18 protein-coding genes are annotated in these 19,554 nt (G+C 74.8%); 9 read left to right on the top strand and 9 right to left on the bottom strand.

Annotated elements, in window-relative coordinates; translation table 11 throughout:
- Positions 1–18 precede the first annotated feature (18 nt).
- Positions 19–249, bottom strand: coding sequence for a hypothetical protein (locus ACA361_RS14360; protein ID WP_375012425.1), 231 nt, complete (start codon positions 247–249; stop codon positions 19–21).
- 208 nt (positions 250–457) lie between these two features.
- On the opposite strand from ACA361_RS14360, the gene ACA361_RS14355 reads away from it, so the two are divergent.
- Positions 458–1,255 carry an SAM-dependent methyltransferase gene (locus tag ACA361_RS14355; RefSeq protein WP_375012424.1) on the top strand — a complete coding sequence of 266 codons (798 nt, stop codon included), beginning with the start codon at positions 458–460 and terminating at the stop codon, positions 1,253–1,255.
- Between the two features lie 21 nt (positions 1,256–1,276).
- Here the strand turns inward: ACA361_RS14355 and ACA361_RS14350 are convergent, their stop codons facing one another.
- On the bottom strand, positions 1,277–2,347 hold the full coding sequence (locus ACA361_RS14350; protein WP_375012423.1) for a methyltransferase: 1,071 nt from the start codon (positions 2,345–2,347) through the stop codon (positions 1,277–1,279).
- Positions 2,348–2,501: 154 nt separating this feature from the next.
- Here ACA361_RS14350 and ACA361_RS14345 point away from each other — a divergent pair, with 154 nt between their 5' ends.
- On the top strand, positions 2,502–3,704 hold the full coding sequence (locus ACA361_RS14345; protein ID WP_375012422.1) for an erythromycin esterase family protein: 1,203 nt from the start codon (positions 2,502–2,504) through the stop codon (positions 3,702–3,704).
- Here ACA361_RS14345 and ACA361_RS14340 read toward each other — a convergent pair.
- The gene (locus ACA361_RS14340; RefSeq protein WP_375012421.1) at positions 3,701–4,300 is read right to left on the bottom strand and encodes a TetR/AcrR family transcriptional regulator; all 600 of its coding nucleotides are present in this window, start codon (positions 4,298–4,300) and stop codon (positions 3,701–3,703) included. The genes ACA361_RS14345 and ACA361_RS14340 overlap by 4 nt on opposite strands.
- A 158-nt stretch (positions 4,301–4,458) precedes the next feature.
- On the opposite strand from ACA361_RS14340, the gene ACA361_RS14335 reads away from it, so the two are divergent.
- Both ACA361_RS14335 and ACA361_RS14330 read left to right on the top strand, forming a co-directional pair.
- The gene (locus ACA361_RS14335; protein WP_375012420.1) at positions 4,459–5,487 is read left to right on the top strand and encodes an aldo/keto reductase; all 1,029 of its coding nucleotides are present in this window, start codon (positions 4,459–4,461) and stop codon (positions 5,485–5,487) included.
- 63 nt (positions 5,488–5,550) lie between these two features.
- The gene (locus ACA361_RS14330) at positions 5,551–6,858 is read left to right on the top strand and encodes an FAD-binding oxidoreductase (protein ID WP_375012419.1); all 1,308 of its coding nucleotides are present in this window, start codon (positions 5,551–5,553) and stop codon (positions 6,856–6,858) included.
- A 15-nt stretch (positions 6,859–6,873) separates the two neighbouring features.
- Here ACA361_RS14330 and ACA361_RS14325 read toward each other — a convergent pair whose 3' ends face one another.
- Both ACA361_RS14325 and ACA361_RS14320 read right to left on the bottom strand, forming a co-directional pair.
- Positions 6,874–7,854: a TAXI family TRAP transporter solute-binding subunit gene (locus tag ACA361_RS14325; protein ID WP_375012418.1), complete on the bottom strand. Its 981-nt coding sequence runs from the start codon at positions 7,852–7,854 to the stop codon at positions 6,874–6,876.
- A complete protein-coding gene (locus ACA361_RS14320; protein ID WP_375012417.1) occupies positions 7,851–9,935 on the bottom strand; it encodes a TRAP transporter permease in 2,085 nt (694 codons plus the stop codon). Before ACA361_RS14320 ends, ACA361_RS14325 begins: the two co-directional genes overlap by 4 nt.
- A gap of 139 nt (positions 9,936–10,074) precedes the next feature.
- Between ACA361_RS14320 and ACA361_RS14315 the strand changes: the two genes are divergently transcribed.
- Positions 10,075–11,019, top strand: a complete 945-nt coding sequence (locus ACA361_RS14315) for a TAXI family TRAP transporter solute-binding subunit (protein ID WP_375012416.1) — start codon at positions 10,075–10,077, stop codon at positions 11,017–11,019.
- Here the strand turns inward: ACA361_RS14315 and ACA361_RS14310 are convergent.
- The 3 genes from ACA361_RS14310 to ACA361_RS14300 form a co-directional block, all read right to left on the bottom strand.
- Positions 10,992–12,440 carry a sensor histidine kinase gene (locus tag ACA361_RS14310; protein WP_375012415.1) on the bottom strand — a complete coding sequence of 483 codons (1,449 nt, stop codon included), beginning with the start codon at positions 12,438–12,440 and terminating at the stop codon, positions 10,992–10,994. The two genes, ACA361_RS14315 and ACA361_RS14310, sit on opposite strands and share 28 nt — an antisense overlap.
- A 7-nt stretch (positions 12,441–12,447) precedes the next feature.
- Positions 12,448–13,119, bottom strand: coding sequence for a winged helix-turn-helix domain-containing protein (locus ACA361_RS14305; protein WP_375012414.1), 672 nt, complete (start codon positions 13,117–13,119; stop codon positions 12,448–12,450).
- A 119-nt stretch (positions 13,120–13,238) separates the two neighbouring features.
- Positions 13,239–13,784, bottom strand: coding sequence for a CGNR zinc finger domain-containing protein (locus ACA361_RS14300; protein WP_375012413.1), 546 nt, complete (start codon positions 13,782–13,784; stop codon positions 13,239–13,241).
- A gap of 74 nt (positions 13,785–13,858) precedes the next feature.
- Here ACA361_RS14300 and ACA361_RS14295 point away from each other — a divergent pair, with 74 nt between their 5' ends.
- Both ACA361_RS14295 and ACA361_RS14290 read left to right on the top strand, forming a co-directional pair.
- Complete coding sequence (locus ACA361_RS14295) at positions 13,859–14,542, top strand: haloacid dehalogenase type II (protein ID WP_375012412.1); 684 nt, start codon at positions 13,859–13,861, stop codon at positions 14,540–14,542.
- Between the two features lie 154 nt (positions 14,543–14,696).
- Positions 14,697–15,632, top strand: coding sequence for a hypothetical protein (locus ACA361_RS14290; RefSeq protein ID WP_375012411.1), 936 nt, complete (start codon positions 14,697–14,699; stop codon positions 15,630–15,632).
- Between the two features lie 10 nt (positions 15,633–15,642).
- Here the strand turns inward: ACA361_RS14290 and ACA361_RS14285 are convergent, their stop codons facing one another.
- A complete protein-coding gene (locus ACA361_RS14285) occupies positions 15,643–16,773 on the bottom strand; it encodes an FAD-dependent oxidoreductase (RefSeq protein WP_375012410.1) in 1,131 nt (376 codons plus the stop codon).
- Between the two features lie 202 nt (positions 16,774–16,975).
- Here ACA361_RS14285 and ACA361_RS14280 point away from each other — a divergent pair, with 202 nt between their 5' ends.
- Both ACA361_RS14280 and ACA361_RS14275 read left to right on the top strand, forming a co-directional pair.
- Positions 16,976–18,547, top strand: a complete 1,572-nt coding sequence (locus ACA361_RS14280) for an ABC transporter substrate-binding protein (RefSeq protein ID WP_375012409.1) — start codon at positions 16,976–16,978, stop codon at positions 18,545–18,547.
- An 8-nt stretch (positions 18,548–18,555) separates the two neighbouring features.
- Positions 18,556–19,551: an ABC transporter permease gene (locus ACA361_RS14275; protein ID WP_375012408.1), complete on the top strand. Its 996-nt coding sequence runs from the start codon at positions 18,556–18,558 to the stop codon at positions 19,549–19,551.
- Positions 19,552–19,554: the final 3 nt, after the last annotated feature.

Below are 19,554 nucleotides of genomic sequence, written 5' to 3'. Positions count from 1 at the left end.
TCCGCCGGTCACGTCCGGTCAGCCGCCGAGGGCGAGGCGGACGCCGCGGCCGTACAGGCGCAGCGAGAAGAGCAGCAGGGGGATGCCGAGGGGCAGCAGCAGGATCGTGGCGCAGAGGACGATCGACACCACCGTGAGAACCGTGGCCAGGAGCCACACCACGAGGGCCAGCAGGCCGCGCACCACCACGGTAAGCAGGCCCACGACGGGGGACAGCACCCCGTTGAGCAGCCCGCTCAGGAACCTCATCTTCTTCACCTCTCTGTGAATTAAGGAGGTGTGACCCGTACCCGGAACTTCCGGGTCCATGTGCGGGAAGTCGGAGAACATCGAAGAAAACCGCGGGCCGATGCGATTGGACCCGAAAATTGATGGTGTCGGGCGGGAGAGAGGGGGCCTCCGGCGCTACGATCTTGATGACGCGACCGGATCCCGCCCTCCCCGAGGAAACGCCTTCATGACCGAGAACCCGCCCTCCGCGGATCTGCGTACCGACCAGCCGCACCCCGCTCGGGTCTACGACTTCTACCTCGGCGGCAAGGACCATTTCGGCGCCGACCGCGAGTTCGGCCAGAAGGTGCTGAGCATCTGCCCGCAGCTGCGGCCGCTGGCGCGCGCCAACCGCAGGTTCCTCGCCCGTTCCGTCGGCGTGCTCGCGCGCGACCACGGCGTCCGGCAGTTCCTGGACCTCGGTACGGGCCTGCCGACCTCGCCCAACCTGCACGAGGTCGCCCAGGCCGCCGCCCCCGAGTCGCGCGTGGTGTACGTCGACAACGACCCGATCGTCCTCAACCACGCCCGCGCGCTGCTGACCAGCTCGCCCGAGGGCGCCACGGCCTACATCGACTCGGACGTCGCCGACATCGACCGCATCATGCGGGAGGCGGCGCGGACGCTCGACTTCGACCGGCCGGTGGCGGTCAGCGCGCTGGCCCTGTTCCACTTCCTGCCCGACCCGCAGCCTGCCGAGCTGCTGGCCGGGCTGCGCGGCCGGCTCGCCCCCGGCAGCTTCCTGACGATCAGCCATGTGCTGCCGGCCCTCCAGGAGGTCGCCGACGCGTACCAGGGGTCGATGGGCATGGGCACGCTGCGCGGCCGGGACGAGATCACCGCGCTGTTCGGCGACTTCGAGTTCATCGAGCCGGGGCTGGTCGACCCGTTCCGCTGGCGGCCCGCCCTGGAACCGGCCGAGGAGGGGCCCGGCGACGAGATCGAGAACCTGGGCGCCTGCGCGGTGGCCCGCAAGCCGGCGTAGCGAGCGGCCGGGCGGCGCGCGTCACGCCGGCCGGCATTCGATGATCACATGGCGGCCGGTGGGGCGGCGCACCCCGGCGATCCGGAGTCCGGCGGCGCCGGCGAGCGCCGCGTAGTCCCCGATGGTGCGCTCGCGGCCGCCGGCCAGGACGAGCATGCGCAGGTCCATCTCCGCGAACGCGGCGTCCGCGCCGGCCGGGGAGCCGTGCTCCTCGACCACCAGGACCCGGCCGGTCCCGCCGGCGGCGTCGGCGCAGCGGCGCAGGATCGCGGTCGCGGCGGCGTCGTCCCAGTCGTGGACGACGCGGCAGAGCAGGTAGACGTCCGCGCCGGCGGGCAGCGGGTCGAAGAAGCTCCCGCCGACGACCTCGCACCGGCCGGCCAGGCCCAGCCCGGCCAGGTGCCTCCGGGCGCGGTCCGCGGTCTCCGGCAGGTCGGTCAGCGTGCCGCGCAGCCGCGGGTTCCGGCGGAGCAGCCCGGCGATCAGCGATCCAGTGCCGCCGCCGATGTCGGCCACGTGCCGTACCGCCGTCCAGTCGTAGCCGTCGGCCACCGCGGCGTGATGCCCGGGATTCGCCGCCATGGCCGCGTCGAACGAGGCGCCGATCGCGGGGTTCGCGTCGAGGTAGCGCCAGAACGGCAGGCCGAAGACCCGCTCCCAGGCCGGCTCCCCGGTGCGGACGGTGTGGGCGAGTTCGGTGAACGCCAGGTCCATCCGGCCGCCGAAGCCGTCCAGGTCCAGCCAGGCCCGCATCCCGGCGGGGTGGTCGGAGCGCAGCAGCGCGGCGGTCCGGTCGAGCGCGAACTCGCCCGGCCGCGGCTCGGTGAACACGCCGTGGTGCACCAGGTGGCGCAGCAGCCGGCCGAGCGCGTCCGGGTCGGCGCCGGCGCGTTCGGCCAGCTCCTCGACGGCGGTCCCGCGGCCGGAGCCGGCCGGCGGCAGGTGGTCGGCGAGCCGGAGCGTCGCGGCGACGCGGAGCGCCATCGGGGTCACCAGGTCCATCAGCGGGCCCAGCGCGTCCCACGCCGCCATCATCGCCTCGTCGGCCGGCGGTGCCGGGTCGTCGGGGCCGTCCGGGTCGTTCGGGGGCATCGGCATCCCTCCTCGCCGCCGATCGTCCCATCCGTTCCGGAGGGCGTCTTGGACGAATGGGCGCCTCACCTCGACGGTTGAGGGTTTTGAAAGGGCGTCCTGCGGAAATGGCCGTAAACCTTCCATGAAAAACTTCAACGATACTGTTGAAGGCATGGTTTCCGGCATCAAGGACATCGCCCGTTCCCCCGATTCGACCGCCGTCATGGGCTTCTTCCGGGCCCGGCCGCGGGTGCTCGCGCTGGGCGAGCCCACCCACGGCGTGGACGCCCCGCTCGTCCTCCGCAACGCGCTCTTCCGGCAGCTCGTCGAGCGGGAGGGCTACCGCACGATCGCGCTCGAGAGCGACTGCCTGATGGGCCTGGCCGTGGACGACCACGTCACCACGGGCGCGGGCACGCTCGACGAAGCCATGGAACGCGGGTTCAGCCACGGGTGGGGCGAGTACGCGGGCAACCGGGAGCTGGTGCGCTGGATGCGCGAGCACAACGCCGGCCGGCCCGCGTCCGAGCAGGTCCGCTTCGCCGGCTTCGACGGTCCCCTGGAGATGGCCGCGGCGGCGAGTCCCCGGCAGGCCCTCATCGCGCTGCACGCCCACCTCGCGGCCCGCCTGGACGCGGACCTGCTGCCCTGCACGGCGGAGACGCTCGACCGCCTGCTCGGCCCCGACGAGCGGTGGACCGAGCCCGCCGCGATGATGGACCCGGCCCGCTCCTTCGGGCGGTCGGCCGAGGCCGCGGAGCTGCGGCTGCTCGCCGACGAACTGGTGGCGCTGCTGGACGAGCAGGCACCGGACCCGCGCGCGGCGGCCGCGCGGGACGAGTCGGACCGGGCGCGCCTGTACGGGCGCACCGCCGTCGGCCTGCTGCGCTACCACCACTGGATGGCGGCCGCGTCCCCGGCCCGCTTCGCGCGGCTGACCGGCCTGCGGGACCTGATGATGGCCGGGAACCTGCTCGCCCTCGCCGAGCGGGGCCCGGTCCTGGTGTTCGCCCACAACGGCCACCTCCAGCGGGAGAGGAGCTCGATGCGGATGGCCGGCCGCCGGGTGGAGTGGTGGAGCGCCGGCGCGCACGTGAGCGCCCGCCTCGGCGCGGAGTACGGCCTCCTGGCCATGGCCATCGGCACGATGCGGCACCAGGGCGTGGACGCCCCGCCCCCGGACACCCTCGAAGGGATCCTGTACGCGCTCCCGGAGGACGCCTGCGCGTTCGACGCCCGCCTGCTGGCCGATGCCTTCGGGGACGCGCTCCCCGCCCGGCGCGAGTCCCCGTACTTCGGGTACGCCCCGCTGGACCCGGCCGGCCTGCGCGCGAAGGACGGGATCGTGTTCGTCAGGGACGTGTCGCGGGACTAGGCCGCCGGCTCCGGCGCGCGCAGGCCCTCGATGAGGAGTCCGACGAGCCGGCGCGCGTCGTAGCGGGGATCGTCCTCCGCGCCGATGCAGAGGTTGCCGGCGCCGCGCATGAGCTCGTACGCCTCGATGCCGGGGCGGATCTCGCCGGCCGCGGCCGCGGCGTCGAGCAGCCGGGCGCACACGGGGACGAGCCGGTCGAGGAAGTACGCGTGCAGCGCCTCGAAGCCGGCGTCGTCGGACCGCAGCACGGTGGCGAGCCCGTGCTTGGTGACCAGGAAGTCGACGAACCGGTCCATCCACCGCCGCAGCGCCGCGTGCGGGGACGCGGCGCTCTCCAGCAGGGCCGGGCCGGCCTCGGCGCACGCCTCGATCTGGTGCCGGTAGACGGCGATGATGAGGTCGGCCCGGGTCGGGAAGTGGCGGTAGATCGTCGCCGTCCCGACGCCGGCCTTCGCCGCGATGTCGCGTACCGGCGCCTCCACGCCCGCGGCCACGAAGACCGCGGCGGCCGCGTCGAGCAGGGTCTTCTCGTTGCGCCGGGCGTCCGCCCGCTTGGGCCGGGCCGCGCGCCGCGCGCCGTCGCCGCCGTCGTTCATCGAGCCGCTCCCTCCGTGCCCCGTTGCTAAACGGGACAGTGTTCCGTATATTCGAAACGGGACAAGGTTCCGCTTCGCCCATGATGGCAGAGCGGCCGGCCCGCGGCCATTCCGCGCGCCGGTCAACCCCACCTCACCCGCCTCGAAGGGACACGATCATGCAGTACCGCACCCTGGGACGCACCGGCGTGCAGGTCGGCTCGCTCGCGCTCGGCGCGATGAACTTCGGCGCGATCGGGCGCACCACCCAGGACGAGGCCACCGCCATCGTCGACACCGCCCTCGAAGCCGGGGTCAACCTGATCGACACCGCCGACTGGTACGGCGCCGGCGAGTCCGAGGAGATGGTCGGCAAGGCCATCGCCGGCCGCCGCGACGACATCGTCCTGGCCACGAAGGCGAACATGCCGATGGGCGACGGGCCCAACCGCCGGGGCAGCTCGCGCCGCTGGCTGGTCACCGCCCTGGACGACAGCCTGCGCCGCCTGGGCGTCGACCACGTCGACCTCTACCAGATCCACCGCTGGGACCCGGACACCGGCGACGAGGAGACGCTGTCGGCGCTGACCGACCTGCAGCGCGCCGGGAAGATCCGCTACTTCGGCTCCTCGACGTTCCCCGCGTACCGGATCGTGCAGGCCCAGTGGGCCGCCCGCGAGCACCGCCTGAGCCGGTACGTCACCGAGCAGCCCAGCTACTCGATCCTGCAGCGCGGCATCGAGGCCCACGTGCTGCCCGTGACCCAGGAGTACGGGCTCGGCGTGCTGGCCTGGAGCCCGCTGGCCTCCGGCTGGCTGACGGGCGCCGTCCGCAGGGGCCGGGAGATCACCACCAGCCGCGCGGCGGCCCTGCCGGAGCGCTTCGACCTCTCCGTCCCGTCCAACCAGGCCAGGCTGGACGCGGTGGAGCGGCTGGCCGGGGTCGCCGACGAGGCCGGCCTCACGATGATCCAGCTCGCGCTCGGCTTCGTGACCGCGCACCCCGGCGTGACCGGCGCGCTCATCGGCCCCCGCACGCTCGACCACCTCCACTCCCAGCTGGCCGCCGCGGACACCGTCCTCTCCGCCGACGTGCTCGACGCCATCGACGCGATCGTCCCGCCGGGCACCGACCTCGCCGCCCACGAGAAGTTCGACACCCCGCCCGCCCTGCTCGACCCGGCGCTGCGCCGCCGCCGGCCGAATTGACCCACGATCCCTATCCCGGAATGCACCCTGTCCACGGTCGTTCCGCCCCATAGCGTGGTGGACATGACGAACTCCCTCAACGAACTGCGCTCGGTGGTCCGCGGCGAGGTCCTGCTCCCCGGCGACGCCGGTTTCGACACCGCCCGCCGCCCGTGGAACCTGGCCGTCGAGCAGCCGGCGGCGGCCGTGGTCGAGGCCGCCGACGCCGACGACATCGCCGCGCTGGTCCGCCACGCGCGCACCGCCGGGCTGTGCATCGCGACCCAGCCCGGCGGGCACGGCGCCACCGGCCGTACCGACGGCACCGTCCTGCTGCGCACCCGGCGGCTGGACACCCTGGAGATCGACCCGGCCGCGCGCCGTGCCCGCGTCGGCGCCGGCGTGCGCTCCGGCCGCCTCCAGGCCGCCGCCGCCGAGCACGGCCTGACCGGCCTGCCCGGCAGCTCGCCGGTCGTCACCGTCACCGGTGTCGCGCTCGGCGGCGGGCTGAGCTGGTTCGGCCGCGCGCACGGCTGGATCGCCGACGGCGTCGTCGCGCTCGACGTCGTCGACGCGGACGGGGAGCGGCGGCACGTCACCGCGGACTCCGACCCCGACCTGTTCTGGGCGCTGCGCGGCGGGGGCGGCGACTACGCCATCGTGACCGCGCTGCACCTGGCCCTGCACCCCGCGCCGTCCCTGTACGGCGGCCGCGTCCTGTGGCCGGCCGAGCACGCCCCGGCCGTCCTGGACGCGTACCGGCGGATCACCGCCACCGCGCCCGACCGGCTCACCGTCTGGCTGGACCTGCTGCACTTCCCCGGCGCCGACCCGATGGTCGCCGTGGACGCCACCCACCTCGGCCCCGAGGACGAGGCCCGCGCCCTGCTCGCCCCGCTGGACGCCCTGCCGCGGCCGGCCGCCGACTCCCGCCGGACGATGCCGGTCTCGGAGATCGGCTCCATCACCGCCGAGCCCACCGACCCCAGCCCCGGCCTCACCCGCGGCGAACTCCTCACCGCCCTGGACGACACCGCCGCCAAGGCCCTGCTGGCCGAACCCATCGCGCCGCTGCTCAGCCTCCAGGTACGGCACCTGGGCGGCGCGTTCGCCCGGCCGTCCGACAGCCCGCACGGCCCGCTGACCGAGCCGTACTCGCTCTACACGCTCGGCGTCCCCACCGACCCGGCCACCGCCCGGGCCGTCGCCGCCAAGCAGCGCGCCCTCGTCGAGGCCCTCCCGGTCAGCGGCCGCAAGCCGTTCACCTACCTCAACCTCACCGAGTCCGCGGCGGACGCCTTCACGCCCGCCGCGCTCGGCCGCCTGCGCGAGATCAAGCACCGCCGCGACCCCGGCGACATCATCCGCAGCAACTTCCCCGTCCGGGGCTGAGGCCGCGGGGGCCGGTCAGGCGCCGTCGTAGTACTTCCTGGCGCCCGGGTGCAGGACGACCGGTTCGGTCTTCGGGGCGCGGGCGCGGTCGATGTTCTTCGCCTCCGGATGCACCTTGACCAGCTCCTGCCGGCGGTCGAAGAGCACCCTGGCGAGGTCGCGGGCCAGGGTGTCGGGCATCTTCGCCGGGACGATCAGCACGTTGGGGACGGCGACCGTCCGCACCTCGCCCGGCGTGCCGTACACGTCCTTCCCGATGGTGGTGGCCTGGTAGATCGTCCCGAACCGGGACCGGAGGCCGGGCAGCTCGCGGTCGAGGGGGACGAACACCGCGCGGGACTTCATGGTGGTCATCAGGTCGGTGATGCCGCTGGTGGGGAGGCCGCCCGACCAGACCATGGCGTCCAGGGTGCCGTCCTTCATGCCCTGGACGGTCTCCGGCAGCGACAGCGCCTGCTTCTTGATGCCGTTCCGCGGGTCGATGCCGGCGGTCTCCAGCAGGCGCAGCGCCATGGTCTCGGTGCCGGAGTTCGGGGAGCCGGTGGAGACCCGCTTGCCCTTCATGTCGGCCACCGAGCGGATGCCCGCGTCGGCCCGCGCGATCACGTGCACGTAGTTGTCGTAGATGCGGGCGAGCGCGCGGATGGGCTGGGGGCCGGCGAAGCCGTGCTCGCCGGTGGCGGCGTCCCCGGCCACGTCGGCGAGGCTGAACGCGATGTCGGAGTCGCCGCGCACGACCCGCCGGATGTTCTCGACGGAGGCGCCGGTGGCCTCGGCGGTGGCCTGGTAGCCGCGGACGTGCTTGCTGATCAGGTCCGCATAGCCGCCGCCGAGCTGGTAGTAGACGCCGGTGGTGTTGCCGGTGGCGATGGCCAGGCGGCCCCGGTTGTAGAGGCCGTCGCCGCCGGTCTCGCGTTCGCCGCCGCACGCGGCGAGCGCGGTGGCCGTGGCCAGGGCCGCGAGGGCGGCGAGGGGCCGGGTGAAGGAGCGCATCATGGTCCTCTCGGGGATGGGGCGGTGGGGGAGGGCGGGCCGGTACGGCGCCGCCGGGCCAGGTGGAGCAGTACGGCGGCCGCCAGCAGCCCGAGGCCGGCCGCGACGCTCCCGGGGCGCAGGTAGAGGAGCGCGGCGGCGGCACCGGCGGCGAGCAGCCGCTCGGCGGCTCCGGCGGGGCCCAGGATCCAGCCGCCGGCGGCCGCCGCGAGCGCCGCCACGGCGACGGCCGACACCGCCAGCGCGGCCAGCACCTGCGGCCACGGCGCCTGCCACAGCAGCGCGCGGCCCGACGGCGCCAGCACGAACGCGACCGGGACGAGGAAGGCGGGCAGCGTGTACTTCCAGGTCAGCATCATCGTCCGGAACGCGTTCGCGCCCGTGATCGCCGACGCCGCCACGGCCGCGAGCGCGGTGGGCGGCGTCACCTCCGACAGCACCGCGTAGTAGAAGATGAACATGTACGCGGCGTCCGGCGCGACGCCCTGCGTCTGGAGCACCGGCCCGATGATGACGGCCGCGATGATGAACGACGCGGTCACCGGCACCGCCAGGCCGAGCAGCAGCACGGCGACGGCGGCCAGGACGACGGTCGGCAGCAGGTGCCCGCCGGCGACGTCCACGATCAGCCGGGAGGACTTCAGCCCGAGCCCGGTGAGCGTCACGACCGCCACGATGATCCCGGCCGCGGCGGTCGTCGCGGCCACGGGCAGCACGCCGAGCGTCCCGGCGGCGAGGGCCCCGGCGGTACGGCGCGGGCCGAGCCGGTTGCGGCGGTCCAGGAACGACAGCGCGAAGGCGAGCACGGTGGCGTACACGACGGCGCGGAACGGCGACGTCCCGAGCGCCATCAGCACGACGATCGCGACCAGCGAGGAGAAGTGGTACCCGAAGCGGCCGAGCAGCCGCCAGAACGAGGGCGCGTCCAGGTCGACCGTCCGCGCCCCGAACCGCCGGGCGTCGATCTCGATCGCCAGGATGATCCCCAGGTAGTAGAGGAGCGTCGGGACGGTCGCGTACAGCAGCACGGTCAGGTACGGGACGCGCAGGTACTCGGCGATGATGAAGGCGGCCGCGCCGAGCGTCGGCGGGGAGAGGATCGCGCCGATCCCGGCCGCCGCGAGCACGCCGCCGCCTGCGGCCGGCGGGTACCCGGCGCGCTTGAGGACCGGCCACGAGACGCTGCCCAGCGAGACGGTCGTGGCCGTCCCCGACCCGGACACCGTGCCGAGCAGGAACCCGGCCAGCGTCACGGTGCGGCCGGGCGCGGCGGCGGACCGGCGGAACGCGGCGAACGAGAGCTCGACGAAGAACCGGCCCGCCCCCGACCGGTCGAGCACCGCGCCGTAGATCGTGAACAGCACGATGTAGGTCGCGGCCACGTCCAGCGGCACCCCGAACAGCCCCTCGGTGCCCATGTAGAGCTGGATGAGGATGCGCTCGAAGCCGAAGCCGCCGTGCCCGAGCGTCCAGTCCACCGGCAGGTAGCCGCCGTAGTAGGCGTACGCGACGAACGCGAGGCAGATGCCCGGCAGGATCGGCCCCACGGTGCGGCGCGTCGCCTCCAGCACCAGCAGCACGCACCCGGCGGCCATCGCGAGGTCGAGCGCGGAGGGCGTGACCGTCCGCCGGATGAACTCGTCGAACCCGAACAGCGGGTACGCGCACACCACCGCGGACACGGCCGCCAGGATCCAGTCGGTGACGCCGGGGAGGTCGCGCTCGCGGCCGGGCCTCGGCTCGGCCTTGCCCTCGCCCTCGCCCGTATGGCGCCGGGCGCGGAGCCGGGCGCGCAGGTTCAGGCCGGGCCGGTAGACGAGGAACGTCAGCGGCAGCACCGCCGCGAGGAAGGCCATCCGGTACTGGAGTGCCGGCTGGGGCCGGAAGACGGCGTACAGGGCGTACAGCGAGACGCCGAACGCGACCGCGCCGGCCGCGTACGCCACCGGGCCGGTGAGGCGCCGCGCGGGGCGTTCCGCGTCGTACTCGGCGATGAGGTCGTCGGTGCGGGTGCCGCCGCCGCGGTCGCCGTCGCCGGTGGGCGCGGCCGCCGGGCGCGGGGGTTCGGGTGGTGATATCGACACGCCGGTCTCCGTTCGCTTGCCCGGAACGTAGATGTGACGCAGCGCACACGCCAGGGGCGGGCCCTCCGATTTGAGGAACTCTTAGGGTTCCGCCGCCCGGGGCTCCCCGGGGCGGCCGCGCGGCGCGTACCGTGCTGGCGTGCGGCCCGTTCTCGCGCTCGTCCTCGCGGTGCTGGTCCCGTGCGCGGCCGCGGCCGCGTGCGGGGAGCCGGCGCCGCACGAGGGGCGGCTGGTGATCGCGGCGGGCGGCGGCAGCGGCGTCTACCGCGCGTACGCCGAGGGCATCGCGCGGGCCGCGCGGGCGGACGGCATGGAAGCGCGCGTGCTCGCGACGGCGTCCGCGGCCGACAACCTCCGCGAGGTCGCGCGGGGCCGGGCGGACGTCGCGTTCGCCCCGGCCGACGTCGCGGCGCTCGCGCTGGAGGGACGGCCGCCGTTCCAGGGGCGGCTGCGCGTGTCGGCGCTGGCCCGGCTGTACGACGAGTACACCCACCTGGTCGTGCCCGCCGACAGCGGCGTCCACGCCCTGCCGCACCTCAAGGGGCGGACGGTGGCGACCGGCGCCCCCGGCACCGACACCGAGACGGTCGCCACCCGGCTGCTCGCCGCGGCCGGGATCGGCGGCGGCGTCCGCACCCGGCCCCTCGCCGTACGGGACGCGGCGGCGGCGCTCCGCGAGCGGCGGGTGGACGCGCTGTTCTTCTCCGGCGGCGTGCCGAACGAGGCGATCACCCAGCTCACCCACGCGATGGGCGTACGGCTGGTGGACCTGGGCGCGTACGTGGGGCCGCTGCGCCGCTTCCACGGGGACTTCTACCAGGAGCGGTCCATCCCGGCGGCGGCGTACCGGCTGTTCGCGGCGCCCCGGACGGTCGGCGTCCCGAGCCACCTCGTCGCCGGGTCCGCGATGCCGCCCGGGCGCGCCCGGGCGCTGACCCGGCTGCTGTTCGAGCGCAAGGACGTCCTGGTCGCGGCCCGCCCGGAGGCCCTGTACCTGAACCGGCGCGGCGCGATCTCCACCGGCCCGCTGCCGCTGCACCCCGGCGCGGCACGCTACTACCGCGACTCCAAGGTCGCCGGCTGACCGTCCCGCTCGCCCTCCCGCGCCCGCGGCACGCCCGCGGGCGCCGCCGGCAGCACGAGCCGGACGCACAGCCCGCGCGGCTCGGCCGGCAGCAGCTCCAGCCGGCCGCCCGACGCCTCCGCCAGGGCGTCCGCGATGGCCAGCCCGAGCCCGGTCCCGTCGACGTTCTGGTGCGCGGGGGCGCGCCAGAACCGCTGCGCCGCGCGGGCGCGCTCCGCCGCCGACAGGCCCGGCCCGTCGTCCGCCACGTCCACGCAGACCACGCGCCCCTCCCCGCCGGACTCCCCGGTACGGCGCGGCCGCGACACGGTCACGGTGACGGTCGCGCCCGGCCCGGCGAACTTCGCGGCGTTGTCGATCAGCGCGTCCAGGATCTGGCCGGTCCCGCCCGCGACGGCCAGCGCTCCCGCGTGCGCCGCGCCCCGCCGCCGCACCCGCACGCCCGCCGCCGCCTCCCGCCACGCGGCGACCCGTTCGGTGGCGACCCGGCCGCAGTCCACGACCGCGACCCGGCAGTCGCCGCCCTCCGCGCGGACCAGCGCCAGCAGCCCGTCCAGGATGCGGGCGAGCCGTACCGTCTCCTCGATCGCCGACTCCAGATCGCCCGCGCCGTCCGGCGACATGTGCGGGGCCAGGTTCTCCACCCGCAGCCGCAGCGCCGCCAGCGGGTTGCGGAGCTGGTGGCCCGCGTACGACACGAACGACCGCTGGAGCTCCAGGTTGCGGCTCATCGCCTCGGCCATGGCGTTGAAGTGCTCGGCCAGCCGCCGCAGCTCCGCCGGGCCGGTCGCGACCGCGGCGCGCGCCTGCAGCTGCCCGGCCGACAGCTCGCCGGTGACCCGGTCCAGGTTGCGCACCACGCGCAGCACCCACCGGCTCACCGGGACGGCGGCCAGCCCGAACACCAGCAGCGCCGCCAGCCCCGCCCCGGCGAGCTGCCCCCACCGCCGGGCGACGCTCGCCCGCACGGCACCCGTCGGGGACACCGTGACCGCCGCGCCGATGACCTCGCCGCCGCACCCGACCGGCTCCACCACGATCATCGGCTCGCCCGTCCAGGGCCACACCACGTCCTGCACCGCCGAACGCTCGCCCGACAGCACCGCGCGCAGCCGCGCCCGGCTCACCTCCCGCACCATCCCGGGCCGGGACGCCACCACGATGCCGCCGTTCCGGTCGGCGACCGCGGCCCGGATCCCGTACAGCTCGTCGTACCGGGCCAGCTCGGCCCGCAGGCCGTCGGTGCGCCCGCTGCACAGCGCCGGCTCGGCCAGCGAGGCGAACCGGGACGTGTCGTTCAGCCGGTCGATGAACATCGCCTGCGTCGCGTGCCCGGCGAACGTGACCGCGAGCGGGATCTCCAGGGCCGCCAGCACCAGCACCAGCAGCGAGACGTACACCGCCAGCAGCCGCCGCAGCATCGCCCGCTCACGCCCCGCCCTCGGGCGCGTCGGCGGCGAGCCGGTACCCGACACCGCGCACCGTGGCGATCACCCGGGGATCGCCGAGCTTGGCGCGCAGGTTCGCCACGTGGACGTCCAGGGTGCGCTGCGCGCCGGGCCATGTGCTCTGCCACACCTCCAGCAGCAGCCGCTCGCGCGCCACCACGTCCCCCGGCCGCCGGGCCAGCGCCGTGAGCAGCTCGAACTCCTTCCGCGTCAGCGCCACGAGCGCGCCGTCCGCGCCGGTGACCTCGTGCCGCCCCAGATCGATCCGCAGCCCCCGCGCGACCACCACGGGCCGCGCCGGCGGCCGCACCCGCCGCATGACGGCGTCGATCCGCGCCATCAGCTCCGCGATCCCGAACGGCTTGACCAGGTAGTCGTCGGCGCCCGAACGCAACCCGATCACGCGGTCCCGCTCGTCCCCCCGCGCGGTGACCGCGATGATCGCCGTCTCTCCCTCGCCGCGCAGCCGCCGGCACACCTCGACGCCGTCCATGTCGGGCAGCCCCAGGTCGAGCAGCACGAGATCGGTCACCGGCGCGGCCAGCGCCGCCGCGGCCGTCGCGACCCGGCGCACGTCGAACCCCTGCCGGCGCAGCGCCACCATGAGCGCGTCGGCGAACCGGTCATCGTCTTCCACCAGGAGGACACGCATGGCCGCCCAATCGTAGATTCCCGAGACCCCGGCCACCACCGCCCCGCCCTCGCCGCGTCGACTCGTGGCGTGTCGGCCCTCGGCGGGCGCGCTGAGGGAGAGACACGCCACGAGTCAACTCAAGGGGCGGCCTTGGCCCGCTTGCGGGCGCGGTAGGCCGCGGCCTTCACGCGGTTGCCGCACGCCTCCATCCCGCACCAGGTGCGCCTCGCACCGCGCGAACGGTCGACGTAGATGCGCGTGCAGCCCGTACGCCCGCACTCCTTGAGACAGGCGCCGCGGTCGGCGAGCAGGGCGATCGCGCCCCGGGCGATCTGGGTGAGCGCCGCGCGGAGGTCGCCCGCCACGCGCACTCCCGCGTCATCGAGCGCGATGACCGGCACCGGCCCGGCGGCGGCGCCGTTCACGATCTCCAGTGCGGCCGGGTCGAAGGGCCGGCCGAGTACCCGGTCGAGCGCGAGCCGGTAGATCGCCTCGCGCAGTTCCAGCGCCGCCGCGAAGGTCGCGGCATCGGCGCTGACCCGCTCGGGCAGCCCCGCGCACTCGGCCACCCACCGTTCGAGGTCCGCGGGCGTGGCCAGCGCGTCGGCGGGCTCGTCCCGGCGGGATCCGACGGTGGCGGCCAGATCGAGGGCGGGGTCGCCGCTCACGAAGGCGAAAGTCACGTCACCATCTTGACCGGTGACGGCCATGGAGGCAAGATCGTCACCAGTCAGACCGGTGACGCAAGGGAGCATGCATGCCCGATCTCCACGACATCGAGGCCGTCGTCTTCGACGTCCTCGGAACCCTCGTCGACGAACCCGGCGGTCTCCGCACCGCACTCCGCGAGGCACTGCCCTCAGGCTCCGTGGAAGAACTGCTCGCCGTGTGGCAGCGGCACGTCGGACGCGAGCAGCACCGCATCGCCCAGGGCGACCGCCCGTACGCCGCGACCGACGTCATCGACGCGGAGGCCGCGCGGGCGGTGGCCGACGGCGCCGGGCTGACCGACCCGGCGGCCATCGCCCGCCTGGCCACGGCCGCCCACCGCCTGCCTCCCTGGGACGACTCCGCCGCCGGCCTCGCACGCCTCGCGCGGCGGTTCCCCGTGATCGGCCTCTCCAACGCGAGCCGGTCCGCCCTCCTCCGCCTCAACGCGCATGCCGGGCTGCTCTTCCACCAGGCCCTGTCCAGCGAGACCGTCCAGGCGTACAAGCCCGCGCCGGAGGTCTACCGGCTCGCCATCGCCACCGCCGGATGCCCGCCGGAACGCGTCCTCATGGTGGCCGCCCACGCCTGGGACCTCCGCGCGGCCCGCGCGACCGGCATGCGAACCGCCTACGTCCACCGCCCGGTCGGAGACCCGCCCACGACCACCGACACCTTCGACGGCCACTTCAACGGACTCGACGAACTCGCCACCGCATTGACCGTCGGATAAACACGCGCCCCACCCTGCGCGAGTCAAGACGTTCTGTCATGAGTCTTCGCCAGCGGATCGGTGACCCAGAGATGCCCGATGGACATCTTTACTGCTTGTCGCCGCCGACGGACGATGCGTCCTCTGCCGCCCGTTTCGGGGAGGTCGCATCACGATGACGATCGGACGTACCGGCCACAGTAAAGGCTGCGAGAAAGCCGAGAAGCCGCCCTGCGCCTGCGCGTGCGGTGGCGCCGAGCACGGCTGGCAAGAGGGCCTCGCCATCGCGGCCGCCCCCTCCGACGCCCCCTTGCGAGAGTTCGCGCAGGCGGCCGACCAAGCGTGGGACCAGGCCGCCAAGGAGGCCGCGGATTCCACCGCCCGCCGCAGGAAACCATGGCAGCAGAAAGAGAAAGGGCAGCAGGCGGCGGTCAGAGCGTTCGTGGCCGATGTCGTGCGGTGGCTGCGACGTGACCAGGACCTGTACGGGGCCGCCGAGCGGCTCGGCGAACCGTTCCGCATCTCCCGCGACAAGGACCCGGAGGACCCGCGCCGCCGTTTCACGCCCGAGGAAGACGAACGGTTCGTCGAGTCCCATGTGATCCCGCGGCTGCGCCGGGAGTTCGGCGACCAGCGCATCGACGCATTCCAGCAGCACGCCCGCAACGCGCACTTCTGGTGCGAACTGCTGGCCCAAACGGCCCGAGCCTTGGACGAGTTCCGGACTCGGTACGACCAGGCGAAGCAGGCGGTCGTCACGGCCCTGACCTCCATCGGCGAGCAGCGTCCGGACGGCTGGGCCGCCCTCCTGCCAGAACGGGTGGTCATCCGCCGGGCGGTGGAGCTGGTCTTCGAGCAGCTGCCGCGGGCCGCCACCGGCGGCGTCGCCGTGGAGGACGCCTTCCGCCTGGTCTGGCCGGCCCGCGTCCTGGCCGTGCTGATGTGCCGGGAACCGCGCCGCCACCCGGCCGTCCTGGAGTACTGCGTCAAGCCGATCACGCGGGAAGGCTCGGCGCAGGTGCGGGAGCAGGTCAAGGACCGCCTCCGGCAGGCGTTCCCGGCCACCTGGCCCGCGCCGCCCGGAAGTGTGCCAGGGGCTCCAGGGGGTTGATGCGCGCCGGTCAGGCCGTTACGCGGAAGCGGGGTGGGGGTGGGTGTTCGCCTGTGGAGGTGTCGGCGATCATTCGGCCCAGAAGGGGGGCGAACTTGGCGCCGTGGCCTGAGCAGGGGGAGGCGATGGTGATGCCGTCCGTGCCGTCGATGACGAAGTCCTCGGTGGGGGTGTTGGTGAAGAGGCAGGTCGTCTCGGCGTACGGCTCGGGGACGAGGCCGGGCAGGGTGCGCCGGACGTAGGCGGTGATCCGGTCGCGGTTGGCCGGGTCGATCTCGCCGGTCTGCGCGGTGGCGTCGGGGAGCGGGCGGCCGCCGTTGAACTCGGCGATCTTCTGGCCGCTCCGGCCGTCCGGGAGGGCGGCGTCGCGGCCGCCGGGGAGGCCGTAGACGAGGATCTCCGGGGTGTCGTGGATGAACGTCGGCCACGGTTCCGGCGGGGCGTCGCGGTAGGGGAAGTGGTAGGCGTTCTCCTGCATGACCTGGAGTGGCGGGAACGCCGCCAGGAACGTGGCCGGGAGGGGGAGGCCGGGGAGCAGGCCAGGGAGCCAGCCGCCGGCGGTGACGATGACCCGCTCGGCCTCCTCGGTACGGCCGCCGGCGCATACGGCGCGGTGGCCGGCGCCCGCACGTTCGATCGAGGTCACCGGACGGCCGGACTCGACGCGGGCGCCGCAGGTGCGCGCGAGCCGGAGCATGGCCGACACCGCGGCCGCCGCGTCGACCACGCCGGCGGCGGGATGCCAGAGGACGTCGCCGGTGCCGAAGTCGAACTGCGGCCAGCGCGCGGCCGCGGCGGCGGCGGTCAGCAGCTCGTGGTCGACGCCGACCTCGGTGAACACGGAGGCCAGCGCCGCGGGGTCGCGGGCGGGGCCGAAGTCGAGGGAGCCGGTACGGGTGACGAGCCGCTCGCCGGCCAGGGACTCCAGCTCATCCCATTCGGTACGGGCCTCGGCGACCAGCCGGGCGTAGAAGGGGTCGGCGTAGCCGTACCGGAGGATCCGCGCGGAGCCGTGCGAGCTGCCTCTGGCGTTGGCCGGTGTGGAGCGTTCCAGAACGGTCACCTCGTGGCCGCGCCGGGCCAGCTGCCAGGCTGCCGCGGCACCGGTGAGCCCGGCCCCGACGACGACGTACGTGCTCATGCTTCCTCCGCGGTCCCGGCCGGCGGGTCCGGCCACGGATCACGATGCCAGAACGGCCGCGGCTCTTCGCGCGGGCGAGTCTGCCACCCTGCTCGCCGGCTGGCCATGGTCATTGTTGCCACATTTTTGTAGTTGCGAGAATGTTGCAGTAAGGCGCGACGCCGGGTTAGCGTCGCTGCTCGTGAGCGGCACTTTGCGTGGTGTGTTGGGGTCTGTCGTATCTGTCGCGGTTCTTGGAGCGGCGGCGTGCGCCGCGCCCGGGAGCCCGAGCCCGGCGGCCGGCGACGGGCTGGTGCTGGCCGACCCGTACGAGGACGAGTCGCTGCACCCCCTGATGGGGTACGGCGAGGACGGCATGAGCAAGCTCTTCGACGGGCTCGTGACGCACGACGCGCAGCGCCGCCCGCTGCCCGCGCTGGCCGCGGCGGTGCCCGCGCCGTCGGCGGACGGGAGGACCTGGACGGTACGGCTGCGCGGCGGGGTGACGTTCCACGACGGGTCGTCGTTCGGCCCGGAGGACGTGGTCGCCACCTACCGGACCCTGCTCGACCCGAAGGCGGCCTCGCCGGTCGCCTCGTCGTACCGGATGCTGGACGGCGTGCGCCAGGCCGGGGCGGACTCGGTGCAGTTCCGGCTGAAGCACCCGTACGCGCCGTTCGTCCACAGGCTGACGCTCGGCATCGTCCCGTCGGAGGCGCTGGAGGGCGGCGGGACGCTCCAGTCGTCGCCGTTCAACGGCCGCCCGGTCGGGACCGGGCCGTACCGGTTCGCCGAGTGGCGGCGCGGCGAGCGGCTGGTCCTCACCGCGAACGAGCGCTACTGGGGCGGGGCGCCCCGGATCAAGCGGCTGACGGTGGCGTTCGTCCCGGACGACAACACCCGCGCCCAGCGGATGCGGCGCGGCGACTTCGACGGCACGGTGCTGCCGCCCGCGCTGGCCGGGACGTTCGCCCGCACGGACGGGACGACCGTGTACGGGCACGACAGCGCGGACTACCGCGGCGTGATGCTGCCGCAGAAGAACCCCGTCACCGCCGACCTGGCGATCCGGCGGGCGCTGAACCTGGCGGTCGACCGGGACGGCATGATCCGGGCGCTGCTGGCCGGGCGGGGCAGCCCGGCGTTCGGGCCGGTGCCGCAGGTGCTGCGCGAGTACGCCGACCCGGGCGCGGCCTTCCGGCACGACCCGGCGGAGGCGGGCCGGATCCTGGACGCGGCGGGCTGGAAGCGCGGGAGCGACGGCGTGCGGGTGCGTGACGGCAGGCCCGCGCGGTTCACCCTCATGTACCCGGCGGACGACTCGGTCCGCAAGGCGCTGGCCGGCGGGTTCGCGTCCGACGCGGGCAAGGTAGGCATCAGGGTGGACCTGGCGGGGCTGGGCTGGGACGCGATCGAGCCGCGGATGAAGCGGGACGCGCTGCTGATGGGCGGCGGCACCCCGCTCGACCCGGACCTGGTGGCGTACGGGCTGCTGCACTCGTCGCAGGCCGAGGACGGGTTCAACAACCCCGGCTCGTTCCGGGACGCCGTCGTGGACGGCGCGCTGGACAGGGCCCGCCGCGCCACCGGGCAGGCCGACCGGGCCGGGGCGTACCGGGCGATGCAGCGGCGGCTGGTGGAGAACCCGCCGTGGGTGTTCCTGGTCTTCCTGGAGCACACCTACGTGGTCCGCGGCCGGTGGACGGGCTACCGGCCGGTCGTCGATCCGCACGTGCACGGCGTGCTCGCGTGGGGGCCGTGGTGGAACCTCGAGAAGTGGGCCCCCCGCGGGTGAGCGCCGTCATGAGCGGGCCGCGGGACGGGCGGCTGCGCGCGGCCGGCCGGATGGTGCTGCGGCGCGCGCTGGTCGCGGTCCCGCTGCTGCTGGCGGTGTCGGGGGTGGTGTTCCTCCTTGGCGCGGCGTCGCCGTTCGATCCGCTCTACCAGTACTACGGGACGCGGATCTTCACCGCGGCCGAGGCGGACCTCGCCCGCACCCGCGCCGAGCTGGGCCTGGACGATCCGGTCTGGCGGCAGTACGCCGACTGGCTGGGCGGCGTGCTCGGCGCCGACTGGGGGACGAGCCGCAGCTTCGGCCAGCCGGTGACGCGGGTGGTGGCGGAGCGGCTGCCGTGGACGCTGCTGCTGGCGGGCACCGGCCTCACCCTGGCCGTGCTGGTCGCCCTCACCCTCGGCGTCGTCTCCGCCTGGCGCCAGGGCGGCTGGGTCGACCGCCTCACCGTGACCGTGGCGCACTCGCTGGAGGGGCTGCCGACGTTCCTGCTCGGCCTGGGCGCGATCGCCGTGTTCGCGGTCGCGCTGCCGCTGCTGCCCGCCGGCGGCATCAGCGAGGCCGCCGGGGGCGGCGGCGCGGCGTCCACGCTCCGCCACCTGGCCCTGCCCGCCCTGGTCCTGGCGGTCGCGCAGCTGCCCTGGCTGATCCTGACCGTCCGGCAGCAGCTGCTCGTCGGGCTCGCCGACGACCATGTCACCGCGGCGCGCTCGCGCGGCCTGCCGGAACGCACCGTCGTGCTCCGGCACGGGCTGCCGGTGGCGCTGCTGCCGTTCGTCACCACGGTCGGCACGCGGCTCCCCGAGCTGGTGACGGGCGTGGTGCTGGTCGAGGAGGTGTTCTCCTGGCCGGGCGTCGCGGGCGCGATGGTGAAGGCCGGGCTGAACGTCGACTTCCCGCTGCTGGTGGCGCTCACCCTGCTGGCGACCGCCGCGGTCCTGGCCGGGAACCTGTGCGCCGACGTCGCCGTACTGATGATCGATCCGAGAGCGACCGCCGATGGGTGAGGC

The organism is Actinomadura sp. 21ATH, assembly GCF_041951345.1.
Classification (GTDB): Bacteria; Actinomycetota; Actinomycetes; order Streptosporangiales; family Streptosporangiaceae; genus Spirillospora.
This window is presented reverse-complemented; position numbering and strand designations above follow the sequence as displayed.